Source organism: Luteimonas granuli (genome assembly GCF_007795095.1).
Taxonomy (GTDB): Bacteria; Pseudomonadota; Gammaproteobacteria; order Xanthomonadales; family Xanthomonadaceae; genus Luteimonas; species Luteimonas granuli.
This window is the reverse complement of record NZ_CP042218.1, coordinates 2,678,638-2,693,070: the sequence shown is the minus strand read 5'-3', so window position 1 is coordinate 2,693,070 and position 14,433 is coordinate 2,678,638. Positions and strand designations below refer to the sequence as shown.

Here is a 14,433-nt window from a genome sequence, read left to right as displayed (position 1 = left end):
TGGCCCTCATCGCTTCCGGCGCCACGCCGCGCCGTCGAAGCATTCCTGGAAGGCAAGCGCGCCCGGTGGCGCGGCCGGGCTTCAAACCCGGTTGGGGGCGTCAGCCGCTCCCAGGCAGGTTCGACTCCTGTTGTCTTCCGCCATCTCCCCGCGATCCCGCGGACGTCCGCCGATCTGCCCTCCACTTGACCCAGGTCAAGGAAAGCCGGCGCGTTGGGGATCAGCTTCAGCCCAGGGATTGACAAGCGCTCGCGAAGACCGCGTCGGCAATCGACGAAGGGGCCGCCGGGCAGGGGGGGCTCATGCGCGTCCGCATCATCGACCTGGTCGTATCCATCCTTGCCAGCGCGGGAGCACTCCTGCTGTCCTGGCCCTACTGGCGGGATCACCAGTACTGGCCCGAATCACGCCTGGCCTGGCTGGCCTACTTCGCCATCGGCCTCCTGCTGGCGGCCTACGTGTCCTACGTCTTCATCGGTGCCTTGCGCACGCTGTTCGAGCACGACGCGATCGAGCACGCCGAGGCCGCAGCGGCCGCCGCAGCCGCAGCCGGCGCCGCCACCACCGGGGAGGACGGGCCATGACCTGCGCCCCGGGCAAGCCCTGCGAGGAAGGACTCAAGCGCCGCAGGGCGCTGTGGGTCCTGCTCCTGATGGCGCTGATCTTCGGCGCGCTGTCCGTGTTCTCCTTCCTCGATTCGCGGGGACAGCTGGTTCCCGCCAACGTCAGCTATGGCGCCCACGACGCGGTGGAAGGAAAACGCGTGTTCCAGGCCTACAACTGCATGGGATGCCACACCATCGTGGGCAATGGCGCGTACTTCGGCCCGGACCTGACCAACACCTGGCAGGCCGCCGGCCCTGCCTGGCTGGAGGCGTTCCTGCCCTCGCCCGCCGGCTGGCCCACCGGTCCGGCCGTGCAGGTGCAGCTGCAGCGGCCTGAAGTGGCGGCGGCCAGCGGAACCAGCTCGCTGGACGAGTACTTCAGGCGCTATCCCGCCGCGGCCGAGCGCGTGCGGCGCCGCGGCGGAAGCGCCAGCCACATGCCCAACCTGCCCTTCCGCGAGGGCGAGGTTGGTCGCCTGATCGCCTTCCTGAAGTACACCTCGGAGATGAACACCGAAGGCTGGCCACCGAAGCCCAGGGTGGACGGACTCCGGTTCGCGCTGGCCACGCCGATGCCGGGCGTCGCCGATGCCTCCGCGGGCACGGTCGCCATGGTCGCAGCGTCCGCCGCGCCGGACGATCCCGCCGCCCTCGGCAAGCGGATCGCAAGCGAGTTCGGCTGCGTCGCCTGCCACGCCAGCGACTCGAGCAGCATGGTCGGACCCGGCTGGGGCGGCCTGCATGGCTCAACGATCACGCTCGGCGACGGCAGCACCATCGAAGTCGACGACGCCTACGTGGCGACCTCGATCCGCAACCCCAACGAGCACATCGCGGCCGGCTATGCGGCGGGCACGATGCCGAGCTACGACACCATGCTCGACGACGACCAGGTCGCGGCGATCGTCGCCTACATCCGCACGCTGTCGGGAGAAGGACAATGATCCAGATCCAGTACGACACCCAGCGCCTGAGCATGCGCTTCTTCATGTTGATGCTGGTGCTGTTCATCGTCCAGGTCGGATTCGGGATGTTGCTCGCGCTGCAGCACATCGACCCTGCGCTGCTGGCCGGCAGGCTCGCCTTCAACATCGCACGCGCCGAGCACCTCAACCTCGGCATCATCTGGATCCTGTCGGGCTTCATCGGCACGATCCTGTTCATCGGGCCGCTGCTGTCGAAGCGGGAACTGGCCGCGCCGTGGCTGATCAGATTCCTGTTCGTCGCCCTGGTCGCGGTCACCCTGTGGAACATCTTCGCCCAGGGCTTCGCGCGCACGGGCACGTCCGGCTGGTGGATGGGGCAACCGTGGCTGCACGAGGGCCTGGAATACATCGAGGCCGGGCGCGTCGCCGACGTCGTGATCCTGATCGGCTTCTCGATCCTGGCCTACGTGGTGCTGCGGACCTTCCCGCCGCGCAAGGAGTGGAACGAGATCCACTGGGCGCTGGGGCTGGGCGTGGTCGCGCTCACGGTCGTCTGGGTCTTCGGCATGTTCTTCATCGAACGCCTGGACATGAGCGAGTACTTCCGCTGGTACGTGGTCCACTACTGGGTTGAAGGCGTGTGGGAAGTGCTGCACATCGCGATGGTCGCCTTCCTGCTGGTGCTGCTGTTCGACGCCAAGGTCAAGACCGTCGGTTACGCGGTGTTCTGGGGCGTGTCGCTGGTGTGGCTGTCGGGACTGATCGGCAACGCCCACCACTACTTCTGGATCGGCACGCCCGAGTTCTGGCAGTTCTGGGGCTCGCTGTTCAGCGCGCTCGAGCCGCTGCCGCTGATCTTCTGCTTCTGGCACATCTACCTCGACGCGCACCACGACCGCAAGCCGCTGAAGAACGCGCCCGCGTTCTACTTCATCCTCGGCTCGGTGGTGCTGGAGCAGGTCGGCGCCGGCATCCTCGGTTTCACCATGACCTTCGCCCTGACCAATGTCTGGTCGCACGGCACCTGGGTCACGCCCGCGCACGGCCACCTGGCGCTGTTCGGCACCTTCGGCATGGTCGTGATCGCGGCGGCGTACTACGCGATCCCGCTGATGCGTGGCGCGCCCGGCTTCGACGAGCGCCTGGGCAAGATCGCGTTCTGGCTGGTGTTCACCGGCATGCTCGGCATGGGCTTCGCCTTCGCCCTCGGCGGCACCGTGCAGGTGTTCGCCTACCGCACCCTCGGGCTGGACTGGTTCGGCGGCGACATCTTCCCGGCGATGAACTTCTTCAAGGTGCTGGTCCCGCTGTTCGGCACCGTCTTCGCCGTGGGCACGGTCCTGATCGTCTTCGACCTGGCCACCGTGGGATACCGCTCGCCGGCGGCTTCGGCGGCGGGCGCCCCGCGGCGCCCGGCCATCGCGCCCCATGCCGATCCGCATGCGGGATCCGTCGGCGTGCCGGCCGCGGCCGGCTGGGCGCGCTACCTCACCGGCTATGAAACGTCCCTGTGGTTGCTGGCGATGTGGTTCTTCGGCGCGGTGATCACCTTCGGCCTGCTCAGCTTCAACCTGGCCAGCGTCCAGGCCGGCAATCCGACCCTGCCCTACGTGATGGCCTCGGTGGGCTATCCGGGCCTGTTGCTGGTCACTCTGCTGTTCGTATGGCGCTTCCTGGCGTCGATGGAATCACGTGCGAGCGAACCCGTGGCCGGTGGCGATACCGAGGCGGTTCCCGCGTTCGCCGCCGCACGGACCTAGGGCGGAAGAGCAGTCGCGCCCCGCGGGCCGGCGGGGCAGCCCTTGCCGGGACACGCCGTGAATCCATCCATGGAGGCTTGTCGGCGCCATCCTTGGCGCCGACAGTCCCGCCAAGGGCTGCCCCACCGGCCTTTGGAGGCCCTGGCGAGTTGTCGCACCGCTGTAGCGCGCAGGGCGTTTCCACTTCGGGGGCTGCGATACTGGGGGTTCCCCCGATACGCAGCGGACGACATGACCGACCATGCCGAAGCCACTCCACCCCGCCTCACCTCGCTGTCCCATGGTGGCGGCTGCGGCTGCAAGATCGCGCCGGGCGTGCTGGCGGACCTGCTGAAGCGCGCCGCACCGGCGCCGGTCTGGCCGCAACTGCTGGTCGGCACCGACACCTCGGACGATGCCGCGGTCTACCGCCTCAACGACGAGCAGGCGCTGATCGCCACCACCGATTTCTTCATGCCGATCGTCGACGATCCCTACGACTTCGGCCGCATTGCCGCCACCAACGCCCTGTCCGACGTCTACGCCATGGGCGGCACGCCGGTCATGGCGCTGGCGATCGTCGGCATGCCCGTCAACGTGCTGCCGCATGACGTGATCGCGGACATCCTGCGCGGCGGCGAGGACGCCTGCGCGAAGGCCGGGATCCCGGTCGCCGGCGGCCACAGCATCGACTCGGTCGAACCGATCTACGGCCTGGCCGCGATGGGCATCGCCCACCCCGACCGCATCCGCCGCAACGCCGACGCCAGGCCCGGCGACCTGCTGGTGCTGGGCAAGCCGCTGGGCGTGGGCATCCAGTCCGCGGCGCTCAAGCGCGGCCTGCTCGACGCCGCGGGCTACGAAGCGATGATCGCCACCACCACCCGGCTCAACACCCCGGGCCCGACGCTGGCGGCGATGCGCGGCGTGCACGCGATCACCGACGTCACCGGCTTCGGCCTGCTCGGCCACGCGCTGGAGCTCGCCCGCGGCGCCGGCGTGACCGTGCGCATCCGCTTCGATGACCTGCCCTGGCTGCCGGGCGTGCGCGACCTCGCCGCGGAAGGCGTCATCACCGGCGCCTCCGGCCGCAACTGGGCCGCCTATGGCGACGGCGTGCGCCTGGGCGACGGTATCGACAAGACACGGCGCGACCTGCTCACGGATCCGCAGACGTCCGGCGGCCTGCTGGTGTCCTGCGCGCCGCAGTCGCTGGGCGGAGTCCTCGAGGTCTTCCATCGCGAAGGCTTCATCGACGCGACGGTCGTCGGCGAGGTGCGCCCGGGCGCAGCGGGCGTCGAGGTGGGCTGAGCGGCCGCGACCGCCAGGCCCACGGCCGGATCCTCGCGTCAGAGGACGCCCGTGCCGCCGCGCCGCAGCCGCGTGCCGGCGACGATCGCCAGCCACGCCATCGGCAAGTAGGCCAGCAGGAGATCGACCGCGATGAACCAGGCCGGCGCGGGGATCATGAAGGCCACGGCCATGCCCCCGGCGAGGAAGACCGCCCCGATCGTCCAGGCGAATACCGCCTTGCTGCTCCCCGCGACCAGCCAGGCCGCGAAGGCACCGGCCAGCGTCCCCAGTGCATGGGCAAGGAAGGGCGCGACGAAATGCCGTGGTTCGAACAGATGGATGCCCGCGGCCAGTCCTTCGGCGGTCGTCGTGTCCACGCCGGCGGGCGGCGGCACGAGGGACGGGCCCAGCGCGATGATCGCCATGTTGACGACGCTGCCGACGGCCAGGCCGAGGACCACTGCGGAAACGTTGCGCAGCACGTTGACCATGACTTCCCCCTCTCCCCGCCGCCCCGGCGCCTAGCCGCGGAGCATACGCTCCATGTCCGCGTCCTTCTGCTCCCAGAGGCGGTTGAGCCACTGCTGGAAGCGGGCACGCGCGGCGCGGTCCTCCTGGTAACGACCGCCGGCGACATCGGTCGGGATCGGCCGCTGGCGCAGGTGCACGCGCACTTCGGGGATGCGCCCGGCCATCAGGTCGAACATCGTCGGCCGCCCGCCGGGGTACGCGATGGTGACATCCAGCAGCGCGTGCAGCCCTTCACCCATCGCATCGACCACGAAGGCCACGCCCCCGGCGCGCGGCTTCAGCAGGTGGCGGAAGGGCGAGGCCTGCGCCGCATGTTTCTCCGGCGTGAAGCGCGTGCCCTCGACGAAGTTCATCATCGATACCGGCATGTCCCTGAACTTCGCGCAGGCGCGGCGCGTGGCCTCCATGTCGCGCCTGCCCAGCTCCGGGTTCTTCGCCACCTGGCGGTGCGTGTAGCGGCCCATGAACGGGAAATCGAGCGCCCACCACGCCAGTCCAAGCACCGGCACCCAGAACAGCTGCCGCTTGAGGAAGAAGCGCAGCAGCGGAATACGGCGGTTGAACACCTTCTGCAGCACCAGGATGTCGACCCAGCTCTGGTGGTTGGCGAGCACCAGGTAGTGGCCGTCCGGCAGCAGCCCTTCGTCGCCGCCGACATGGAAGCGCGTGGAGGTCAGGCCGTCGATCATCGCGTTGTTGACGCCGATCCAGCTCTCGGCGATGCGCGCCAGCACCGCGTTGCAGGCGCGCCGCACCGGCGCCAGCGGCAGCAGCGCCTTGAAGACGGCCACCGCGAGCAGGGGCAGCGCATGCACGAGGATGCTGGCCACGGTGAACAGAAGCACCAGGGCCGCGCGCAGCCGGCTCATCGACGGCCCCGCATGACGGGCCGTGACGGGCGTGACGTGTCCATCCAGCTCCCTTCCGGAGGGTTCAAGGGCCGGAAAGGATAACGTGTCCGGCGGCGCTGGCAGGCGCACGGCACAGTTCGCCCAGCGGCGGGATCACCAGGGTGGTGTATTCCTCGTAGCGGGCCGTCGGCAGCTCGCCCAGCGGCAGGCGATCGGAACGCGGCTCCTCGATCGGCAGCCGCGCCGCCTCGTAGAGGATCACCTCGTGGTCGGGCGGGTACCAGCGCAGCAGCCGATCGACCAGCGCCTGCAGGCCCGCGCGCTCGGCATGGACACGGGTGCACGACAGGTCGCCCGAGAGTGCCACCTGCCACAACAGCACCAGACCGGCGGCGTCGAGCTGGCGCTCGTACACCAGGAAGTGCGTGGCCTCCATCGACTGCACGCCGCGCTGGCCCGGGTCGATGCCGAGGTCGGCATAGAGGCAGGCCTCGGCGGAGATCCCCGGCTCCATGCGCGCCGGGATGCCTTCCGCCCGCGCCTTTCGGAGGACCGCGTGCGGGACGTCGGCGAATACGCCCGGATGGCCGTAGAACACCGCGCATACGCGTTTTCCGGCCCGGACCTCGGCCATGATCGCGGCATCGATCTCGCGGTAGGTGGCGCGCCGGTCCTTGCCCTCGGCGTAATGCTCGCCCAGGTTGACCGCGTCGGGCCGGAACGCGCGGATCATGCCCAGCGCGACCGGGTCCACCAGGCAGAAGACCACCTCGGCCTCGCGGATTTCCGACATGCAGCGCTCGCTGGCGTGGCGTCCGAACTGGATGCCGCTGCCGACCACCACCAGCCCTCCCCGCGACCCGCCGGCGGCCCCGGTGCGGACAATGCGGCCGCGACCCTCGTGCTTGGCGCGGTACAGGGCCAGGTCGGCCTCGTGGATCAGGTGTTCCAGCGTGGCGGCGCGTCCGTCGTGCTGGCAGACGCCGGTACTGAGGTCGATGCGGAAGGTCCGCCCGAACACGGTGATCGGCCCGATCCGGTCGCGCAGCCGCTGCAGCAGCGCTTCGGCCTCGGCGGCGTCCGCCTCGAGCAGGATGGTGAACTCGTCGCCGCCGCTGCGCCCCGCGATGCCCCGCTCGCCGACCACCGCTCCGATCCAGGCGCCCAGCGCACGCAGCGCCTCGTCGCCCGCCGCGTGGCCGTAGCGGTCGTTGACCTGCTTGAAGCGATCGATGTCGGCGACGATGGCCGTGAACGGGCGACCCCGGTCGCGCGCGGCCGCGAACGCCGCCTCGCCGCGCCTGCGCACCTGCTGATAGTTGTAGAGACCGGTCAGGCTGTCGTGCTCGGACTGCCAGCGGTAACGCCGGCGTTCGCGCCGCGTGTGGCGCAGCAGCAGCGCCAGCAGGATCGCGGTCAACAGCAGCGCGGACATGCCGGCCCAGAGCAGCAGCTGTCGGCGCCCGGCCGCCTCGGCGTGCAGTGCCGCCAGTTCCCGCTCGGCTTCGAGCAGGGCGATCTGCTGCTCCTTCAGCCGGGTATCGAACTCGACCTGCAGATAGGCGAGCCGGCGTTCGTGGGCCTCGCGCTCGGCATCGCCGGTGGCCGAAACCGCCAGCTTGAGGTGCGCGAGCGCCGCATCGGGATCGCCGCGACGCTCGGCGAGCCGCGCGAACAGATGCCGGGTCTCGGCGATCGCGCGGTGCGACTCCTGCGCGCGGTAATAGCCGAGGGTGTCGGCCAGGAGCGCTTCGGCCTCGTCGAGCCCCTGGTCCAACGCGATCAGGCTGTCCGCCAGGACCAGCCGCGCGCTCCAGACGCCTGCCATGAAGCCGGCGGCCTCGAACTCGGACAGTGCCTGTCGTGCCCAGCCCAGCGCCTCGGCATGGCGCCCCTGCGCGGCCAGCATCTTGCCGACGCCGTACTTGCCGTTGGCGATGAAGATCAGGTCGCCGGCCCGCGTACAGGCGCCGATCTGGCGATTCCGCCAGGCCAGCGCCTCGCCGAAGTTGCCGGCATGGTCCTCGGCCAGCGCCACGTCGGCGAACGCATGGCACAGGGCCCTGGCGTCGTCGCCGGCTTCGATCACGGCCAGCGCCTGCAGCGCCAGTTCGCGCGCCTTGCCGGTCTCGCCGACCAACGTGTGCAGATAGCTGGCGGCACCGAGCAGCCTCGGCGACTCCGCGGGCGCCTCCGACAGGCTCGACAGGCCTTCGCTCAGCCATCCGAATGCCAGCGGCCAGTCCTCGACGTTGGCGGCGATGCTGATGCCCGTGGTGTAGACGCGCAGCCGCAGCGCCGGCGCCAGGTCCTCGCGCAGCAGCGCACCGATCCCTTCGAGGGCGGCCTCCTGGCTGCCGGCGCGGGCAAGGTTGCGCAGATGGACGTACTCGATGCGATGGCGCTGTCCCGGGCCGAGCGCGTCGGACTGCGCGGAGAGTTCACGGATCTTCGCCTCCGACACCTCCCAGTGTTCGGTGACCGCCATCCGCTCGATCTCGGCGACCTCCGGCTCCAGCGCTTCATTCGCGGACGCGGACCCGCAGACGAGCGCCAGCCACAGGACGGCGAAGGCTGCCGGTCGGCACAGGGACAGGCGGAGCGCCACGGCGACCGGCGTCTGCCGCCGCTACTCGTAGGCCTTGATGATGTGGTTGGTGGCGAACGCCCCGTCCGCCAGCCCGCTGAGCCGCTGGACGGCCCCATAGTCGCGGTCGAGCATCGCGCGACGCTCCTCGCCGGTCAGCCCGGCGCGGCGGATCACCGCCTCGGGATCCTGCGCATATTCGGCCGCAAGGGCGGCATCGCTGCCGAGGTTCCTCATCAATTCGAGCAGTTTCGACACGTCCTACCCCCATGACCGGGCCTGCCTGTCGCCGCCGTGGGGTGCACGACGGAGCCTTCCCCGTGCCCCCTGGCCGCATGCAATCCCCTGCGCGGCCGCCGGAATCGCGACATTAGCACACGATCGACGACACGCCGGACCAGCCCCGCGCCCCTGGTTTCAGGCCATCGTGGCCGTCGCGTGGGGGTGTCGCCGGCAGCCCGGCCGGCATCCGCCGCAGCGCGGGCACCGCCGGACTCCCTCAGTGCACCGATCCTGCGGGCATGGCCGCGCAGCGTCGGCAGCGCCTGCGCGGCGAGCGACGCGCCGGCGCCGGCCTGGTCGACCTCGCGCTGGAACATGCGGATCGCCCGGGCGTGTCCGCGCGCCATGTGCCGCAGCCATGCCCGGTCGTAGGCCTCCCCCTGGCAGGCATCGATCCGCGCCAATCCGGCCTGCTGGCGCGCGTCCGGTTCCGGAACCTGCAGCCCGCCCGCCTCCGCCAGGCGTGCGTTGAGCGCGGCGTGGTCGTGCTCGAGCTGCTGGGCGAACCTGCGCAGCTCCGCCGACGCGCCGCGCAGCTGGGCCGAGCGCGCGGCCTGCACTTCAGCCGCACCGTCGCGCAGGGCGCGTTCGAAGAACGGACCGGACCGCCGTGGCTGCATCGCCTTCCAGGCGGCCATGCCGGCGCCCGCGAGCAGGGCGAGTTTCAGGACTCTGGCGATCATGGCGGCTCCCTCGTGCCCGGGATGGGGATGTCCCGGGACGGGCAGGACAGCAGCAGCGCGGTTCGCCGGACGTGAAAAAACCCTTTGTGTCCGCTTCACGGCCGCTGCGCAGAGAGCGGGTCAGGAGGATCGTGCTCAGGCACCGCCGCGTCGCAGCAGGCGTCCCGCGCGCGCGATCGCCGCGCCGTCCTCCAGCGCCGGCTGCCCGTTCACCAGCACCAGGTCGAAGCCTTCGGCCAGCGCAGTCGGGTTCACGTAGTCGGCCTTCGCGCGGATGCGTGCGGGATCGAACAGCAGCAGGTCGGCCCGCGCACCGGGGCGCACGATGCCGCGATCGGACAGGCCGAGGATCGAGGCCGGCAGCGCCGTCGCCTTGCGCACAGCCTCCTCGAGCGGGACCCGCGGCGCACGCACCGCGAACTCCTCGATCCATTTGGCGAAGGTGCCCGCCCCGCGCGGATGACTGCCGCCCGGCGAGCCGTCGCTGGCCACGGCCACCCGAGGGTCCAGCAACAGGCGATCCTGCAGCGCGCGGTCCATGACGAAGTGCGCGGCCTGTCCGCCACCCGGGCCGATGTCGAGCAGCACGTCGGCGAAGGGCATTCCGCGCGCTTCCGCCACCTGCGCCAGCGTCCTGCCCGCGTGTGGCCCGGTTCCGAACAGCAGGGCCTCCGGGCCGCCACGCAGGATCATGCGCTGCTGCAGATGCGCGCGCAGCTCGTCCACGCGCGCCGCGCGCACCGTCGCGTAGTCGGTCGGCGGCAGGGCCCATTCGGGAAACAGGATCGCGACGCCGGTGTAGCTGGCCTCGTAGGGATAGGCGTCCGCGGTCAGCGGCTGGCCCGGACTGCGCAGCGACTGCAGGAAATCGAGCAGGTCGCCGGCCGCGTCCTCGCCCCTGCCGTAGACCATTTTCAGGTGCGAGACATGCGCCCGCGCCGGGCCGGCGGCGGCGACCAGTTCGCGGATGGACTCGCGCACGTCGCCGGCATCCTCCGAGCGCATATGGCTCATCACCACGGCATCGACGCCGGCAAGCACCGGCCCCAGGGCCGCGAGCTCACGCGGCTCGGCGTAGCGGCCGGGCACGTATTCCAGGCCGGTGGACATGCCGAAGGCGCCGGCGCGCAGGTCGGCCTCGAGGATCGCGCACAGGCGCGCGAGCGCTTCGTCGGACGGCTGGCGAATGCCGTCGTCGATGCCCGCGCGTCGGCGCAGGGCTCCGTGGCCGGAGAGCGTGGCGACGTTGATGTCCGGCGCCGCGTGGGCCACCGCATCCATCCAGTCCGGCAGGCTGCCGGCCGCCGCATGCGCCCCGGACAGCGCCGGACTGCCGCCATCCTGGCCCAGCACCACGGTGGTCACACCCATCGCGAGGAAGGGCGTGAAGGCCCGCTCCAGCGGATCGCCATGGGTATGCAGGTCGATGAAACCCGGCGCCAGCACGCGGCCGCCGCCCTCGATCACCCGCAGGCCGCGCGCATCGGCCGCGGACAGCCGGCCGATGCGCTCGACGCGATCGCCGCGCACCAGCACGTCGGTGATCCGGGCCGGACTGCCGCTGCCGTCCACCAGCAGCACGTCGCGCAGCAGCCAGCCCGACAGCCGCCCGTCCGGCGCGGCCCGGCCCGGCAAGGACGGCAGCGCCGCGCAGGCGGTCCCCGCCACCATCGCTCCCATGAACCTGCGCCTTCCCCACCCCGATGCATGCATGGCCTGTGTCCTCCGGATGCCGGCAGTTCGAACGCCCGGAGAATAGCCCAGCGCCTTCCGCGGATCTCGCGCAAGGCGTCAATTCCGGCCAAGACCCGGGACAGCGCCGCACGGAAAATGGCCGCACACCTGGAGGAATCCGATGAAGATCGAAGATGTCTTCGCCCATCCGTGCGTGCTGCGCCCTGGTGCCGCCGTGCCAAGGGGACATCCCGGAACGATGAGGTGAGATGCCCGCCGTCCATGGCGCTGCTGGCCATGGCATTCGCCCTGGACGCGTCGGCGCATCTGCTGCCCGGATCCATGGCGGTCCGCTGGAACGAAGGTGCACCCGACTGTGCGGCGACGCCCCAGCCGCCTCTGCAGGCGCACGCCTATGAGCGCCGGACCTGGATCCTGCGCCAGAACCCGTGCGTGGACTTCCAGGCCAGGTTCATGTACCTGCTCGTCGGCTCCGAACGGGCGCTGCTGATCGGCGCCGGCGACGCCGCGGACCCCGTCGCGATGACGCTGGCGGCCACCGTGCTCGGGCTGCTGGCGGAGCAGGATGCGCCGGACCTGTCGCTGGTGGTCGCCCCGACCCACAGCCATCGCGACCGGTCCGCGGGCGACTCCAGGTCCATCGCGGGCACAGGCACCCGGACCATGCTGCCGCTGGACGGCATGAAGGCGTCCTTCGACCTGGACGAATGGTCGGCCGGCGTCCAGCGCCTCGTCGCTCCTTCACGCGGCTACCGGGACCAGCCCGCCGAGGACGCCGTGTTCCCCGGCTTCCCGTTGCCGGTCGAGATCGTTCCCCCATCGCTTGGAGGCGTGCAGGCCTACTTCGGCCTGGATGAGTGGCCCCGCGGTGCGGCCGAGCTGGACCTGGGCGGACGGACGGTGGATGTGCTCCCGGCACCCGGACACCATCCCGCCGGCCTCGTCTTCCATGACCGCCTGACCGGGATCCTGTTCACCGGTGGTTTCCTGCTGCCCGGCCGCCTGCGGGTCGAGGGATCTGCGCGCATACCGCGACAGCGCCGCGCGCATCGTGGAATTCCTGCAGGACAGGCCGATCGCGCACGTTCTCGGCGGGCGGATCGACCTGGATGCGAACGGCAGGCTCTATCCGGCCCGCGCCAGCCACCGCCCCGACGAGCGGCGTCTCGAGCTCGCGGGGGAAGACCTGATGGCACTCGCGGAGGCGCTCCGCGAGTTCAACGGTTTCCATGCGCGGCATGCGAACTTCACCCTCTCCAGCCCGCGCCGCGTCCACGCCGCGATCGCCACCTCGCTGGCCGGAGCGCTGACGGCGACGCTGGCCGCGGCCTGGTACGTGGGCGCCCGGCTCCGCGTGACGTCGCGCCGCGGCTAGCCGCGCCAGTTGGCGTGCGTGCGCCAGAACTCCACGCTGCGGCGGTAAGCGTCGCGATCCAGCGGCACGCCCGAACCGCCCTCCTCCACGCCCAGCGCGTTCCGCATCATGGTGACCGGCGCCATCGGCGTCTCCACCGGTTCCGCGGTGTACATGCAGCCGACCACGCCCCAGTCGGCATCGATGGCCGTGCCTTCCTTCGCCAGCTGCCCGCGGTCGTAGAGGATCACCACCAGGTAATCGGCCACCGGCGGCTCCAGGCCTTCGAACCAGCGCACCAGCACCGGCAGCTCGTCGTCGGTGCGGGCCTCGTAGTCGGAGCGCAGTAGGTGGCGGTTGGCGTCCGTGACCGGCACCGCAAGGCAGCGCGTCGAGGTCCAGTTGCGGTGCACGTGGAGCTTGCAGAACGGCGCGTAGCCGTCGAGCACCTTCAACGGTGCAACGGCGTTGAGGTGCCGCTCGAACTCCTCGGGGGTGATGTCCTGGATGGTGTTGCGGCGCGCCTCGCGGAACAGCCGCCGGCGTGCGAACTCGGTGAGGACGATGGTGGGCATGTCTTCGTGCGGTGCAGTCGGTCGAGGACAGTGTAGCCGGGCAAGCCCGGGGCGGCCGGCGCGCCCGCGCGGAACGCTGGCGCGCCGGCGGCGCTCGCCGTATCGTGTGCGCCCGCCTGCATCGGGACGCACGGTGAACGGACAGACGACCACCACGGAAGCCCACCCGGAGCCGGCCGCGTGCGAGAACTGCGCGGCCCCCCCTTCACGGCGTCTACTGCCACGACTGCGGGCAGTCGGTGCACAACCCGATCCGGCACATCCGCCACGCGGTCGAGGAGTTCTTCGAGGCCTTCTGGCACCTCGACGGCCGCGTGTTCCGCACCCTGCGGGACCTGTGGGTGCCGGGGCGGGTGGCGCGCAACTACCTCGCCGGCCACCGTGCGCGCTACATCGCGCCCTTGCGCCTGTTCGTGGTCCTCAGCCTGCTGACGTTCTTCATCGGCTCGGCGGCGGTGCACGTGGAAGGCGGTGTGGTCGACGTCTCCGGCATCCGCGACATCGAAGCCGCCGGCACCGTCGAAGAGGTCCAGCGCATCCGCGACCGCCTGGTCGCCGACATCGAACGGGCGCGCGCCGAAGCAGGCAACACGCCGGGCGTCGACCCGGCCCTGGTGGCGGCGGAGATCCGCGTCCGCGGGGCCGCGGCCAACCGCATCATCGAGCTGAGCGGCGGCGCCGGAAAAGCCGCGGAAGGCACCGCCCCGGCACCGCCCGGGGCCACCGGGCTGCGGATCAACCTGTTCGGCCACACGGGCGTCTGGGACGCCGAGGACAACCCGCTGGTGATCGGCTGGTGGCCGCGGTTCGCCAACGACTGGCTCAACCGGAAGATCGGCAACCTCGAAAAGAACATGCAGTCCCTGGACGAGACCTCCCCGGACACCTGGGTGCAGGCGGTGATGTCCGCGGCGCCCTCGGCGCTGTTCCTGCTGGTGCCGGTGTTCACCGGGCTGCTCAAACTGGCCTACCTGTTCACCCGGCGGATGTACCTCGAGCACCTTGTGGTGGCGCTCTACAGCCATGCATTCCTGCTGATCATGCTGACGCTGGCCTTCGCCCTGTCGGCGCTGGACAACTGGACCACATCGGTCGCGGTTGGCGTGCTGTCCAAGCTCGGCCTGGCGGCGGTGCTGTTGTGGATGCCGATCTACCTGCTGGTGATGCAGAAGCGGGTGTACGGCCAGGCCTGGTGGCTGACGGTGACCAAGTACCTGGTGGTCGGCTACATCTATTTCTGGATGCTCGGGTTCGCCACCCTGCTGATTTTCCTGGCCCGGCTGACCGAGGCCTGATCGCGCCCATCTCTCCC

At 70.8% G+C, this 14,433-nt stretch carries 14 protein-coding genes and 1 tRNA gene; 7 read left to right on the top strand and 8 right to left on the bottom strand.

The window, feature by feature from the left end:
- Positions 1-47 precede the first annotated feature (47 nt).
- From FPZ22_RS12505 to selD, 5 genes are all read left to right on the top strand, one after another.
- Positions 48-143: transfer RNA gene (locus FPZ22_RS12505), tRNA-Sec, on the top strand.
- A 159-nt stretch (positions 144-302) separates the two neighbouring features.
- Positions 303-584 carry a hypothetical protein gene (locus FPZ22_RS12500; protein ID WP_144893457.1) on the top strand — a complete coding sequence of 94 codons (282 nt, stop codon included), beginning with the start codon at positions 303-305 and terminating at the stop codon, positions 582-584.
- Complete coding sequence (locus FPZ22_RS12495) at positions 581-1,549, top strand: c-type cytochrome (RefSeq protein WP_144893455.1); 969 nt, start codon at positions 581-583, stop codon at positions 1,547-1,549. The genes FPZ22_RS12500 and FPZ22_RS12495 overlap by 4 nt, the downstream gene beginning before the upstream one ends.
- A complete protein-coding gene (locus FPZ22_RS12490) occupies positions 1,546-3,291 on the top strand; it encodes a cbb3-type cytochrome c oxidase subunit I (protein WP_246120747.1) in 1,746 nt (581 codons plus the stop codon). The genes FPZ22_RS12495 and FPZ22_RS12490 overlap by 4 nt, the downstream gene beginning before the upstream one ends.
- 231 nt (positions 3,292-3,522) lie before the next feature.
- The gene (gene selD, locus FPZ22_RS12485; protein ID WP_144893453.1) at positions 3,523-4,581 is read left to right on the top strand and encodes a selenide, water dikinase SelD; all 1,059 of its coding nucleotides are present in this window, start codon (positions 3,523-3,525) and stop codon (positions 4,579-4,581) included.
- Between the two features lie 38 nt (positions 4,582-4,619).
- Here selD and FPZ22_RS12480 read toward each other — a convergent pair whose 3' ends face one another.
- The 7 genes from FPZ22_RS12480 to FPZ22_RS12450 all read right to left on the bottom strand — a co-directional run bounded on the left by FPZ22_RS12480 (position 4,620) and on the right by FPZ22_RS12450 (position 12,242).
- The gene (locus FPZ22_RS12480) at positions 4,620-5,054 is read right to left on the bottom strand and encodes a hypothetical protein (RefSeq protein WP_144893451.1); all 435 of its coding nucleotides are present in this window, start codon (positions 5,052-5,054) and stop codon (positions 4,620-4,622) included.
- Positions 5,055-5,084: 30 nt separating this feature from the next.
- Positions 5,085-5,963: an acyltransferase gene (locus FPZ22_RS12475; RefSeq protein WP_144893449.1), complete on the bottom strand. Its 879-nt coding sequence runs from the start codon at positions 5,961-5,963 to the stop codon at positions 5,085-5,087.
- Positions 5,964-6,027: 64 nt separating this feature from the next.
- Entirely contained in the window at positions 6,028-8,553 is a 2,526-nt protein-coding gene (locus FPZ22_RS12470; RefSeq protein ID WP_210412675.1) for a diguanylate cyclase, read from the bottom strand.
- Between the two features lie 21 nt (positions 8,554-8,574).
- Positions 8,575-8,790: a hypothetical protein gene (locus FPZ22_RS12465; RefSeq protein WP_144893447.1), complete on the bottom strand. Its 216-nt coding sequence runs from the start codon at positions 8,788-8,790 to the stop codon at positions 8,575-8,577.
- Complete coding sequence (locus FPZ22_RS14455) at positions 8,769-9,434, bottom strand: DUF4142 domain-containing protein (protein WP_425463047.1); 666 nt, start codon at positions 9,432-9,434, stop codon at positions 8,769-8,771. The genes FPZ22_RS12465 and FPZ22_RS14455 overlap by 22 nt, the downstream gene beginning before the upstream one ends.
- A 198-nt stretch (positions 9,435-9,632) precedes the next feature.
- Positions 9,633-11,177, bottom strand: coding sequence for an N-acyl-D-amino-acid deacylase family protein (locus tag FPZ22_RS12455; protein ID WP_168199005.1), 1,545 nt, complete (start codon positions 11,175-11,177; stop codon positions 9,633-9,635).
- A gap of 756 nt (positions 11,178-11,933) precedes the next feature.
- Entirely contained in the window at positions 11,934-12,242 is a 309-nt protein-coding gene (locus FPZ22_RS12450; protein ID WP_144893441.1) for a hypothetical protein, read from the bottom strand.
- A 1-nt stretch (position 12,243) separates the two neighbouring features.
- Here FPZ22_RS12450 and FPZ22_RS12445 point away from each other — a divergent pair, with 1 nt between their 5' ends.
- A complete protein-coding gene (locus FPZ22_RS12445; RefSeq protein ID WP_144893439.1) occupies positions 12,244-12,567 on the top strand; it encodes a hypothetical protein in 324 nt (107 codons plus the stop codon).
- Here the strand turns inward: FPZ22_RS12445 and FPZ22_RS12440 are convergent.
- The gene (locus FPZ22_RS12440) at positions 12,564-13,121 is read right to left on the bottom strand and encodes a DUF3228 family protein (protein ID WP_144893437.1); all 558 of its coding nucleotides are present in this window, start codon (positions 13,119-13,121) and stop codon (positions 12,564-12,566) included. The genes FPZ22_RS12445 and FPZ22_RS12440 overlap by 4 nt on opposite strands.
- Positions 13,122-13,360: 239 nt before the next feature.
- On the opposite strand from FPZ22_RS12440, the gene FPZ22_RS12435 reads away from it, so the two are divergent.
- Entirely contained in the window at positions 13,361-14,416 is a 1,056-nt protein-coding gene (locus FPZ22_RS12435; protein WP_144893435.1) for a DUF3667 domain-containing protein, read from the top strand.
- Positions 14,417-14,433: the final 17 nt, after the last annotated feature.

Excerpts from the sequence above, each read along its gene's own strand:
- selD (WP_144893453.1), top strand. The coding sequence starts at position 3,523 with ATGACCGACCATGCCGAAGCCACTCCACCCCGCCTCACCTCGCTGTCC.
- FPZ22_RS12440 (WP_144893437.1), bottom strand. The coding sequence starts at position 13,121 with ATGCCCACCATCGTCCTCACCGAGTTCGCACGCCGGCGGCTGTTCCGC.
- FPZ22_RS12480 (WP_144893451.1), bottom strand. The coding sequence starts at position 5,054 with ATGGTCAACGTGCTGCGCAACGTTTCCGCAGTGGTCCTCGGCCTGGCC.
- FPZ22_RS12500 (WP_144893457.1), top strand. The coding sequence starts at position 303 with ATGCGCGTCCGCATCATCGACCTGGTCGTATCCATCCTTGCCAGCGCG.
- FPZ22_RS12490 (WP_246120747.1), top strand. The coding sequence starts at position 1,546 with ATGATCCAGATCCAGTACGACACCCAGCGCCTGAGCATGCGCTTCTTC.
- FPZ22_RS12475 (WP_144893449.1), bottom strand. The coding sequence starts at position 5,963 with ATGAGCCGGCTGCGCGCGGCCCTGGTGCTTCTGTTCACCGTGGCCAGC.
- FPZ22_RS12495 (WP_144893455.1), top strand. The coding sequence starts at position 581 with ATGACCTGCGCCCCGGGCAAGCCCTGCGAGGAAGGACTCAAGCGCCGC.
- FPZ22_RS14455 (WP_425463047.1), bottom strand. The coding sequence starts at position 9,434 with ATGCAGCCACGGCGGTCCGGTCCGTTCTTCGAACGCGCCCTGCGCGAC.
- FPZ22_RS12455 (WP_168199005.1), bottom strand. The coding sequence starts at position 11,177 with ATGGGAGCGATGGTGGCGGGGACCGCCTGCGCGGCGCTGCCGTCCTTG.
- FPZ22_RS12450 (WP_144893441.1), bottom strand. The coding sequence starts at position 12,242 with ATGCGCGCGGCGCTGTCGCGGTATGCGCGCAGATCCCTCGACCCGCAG.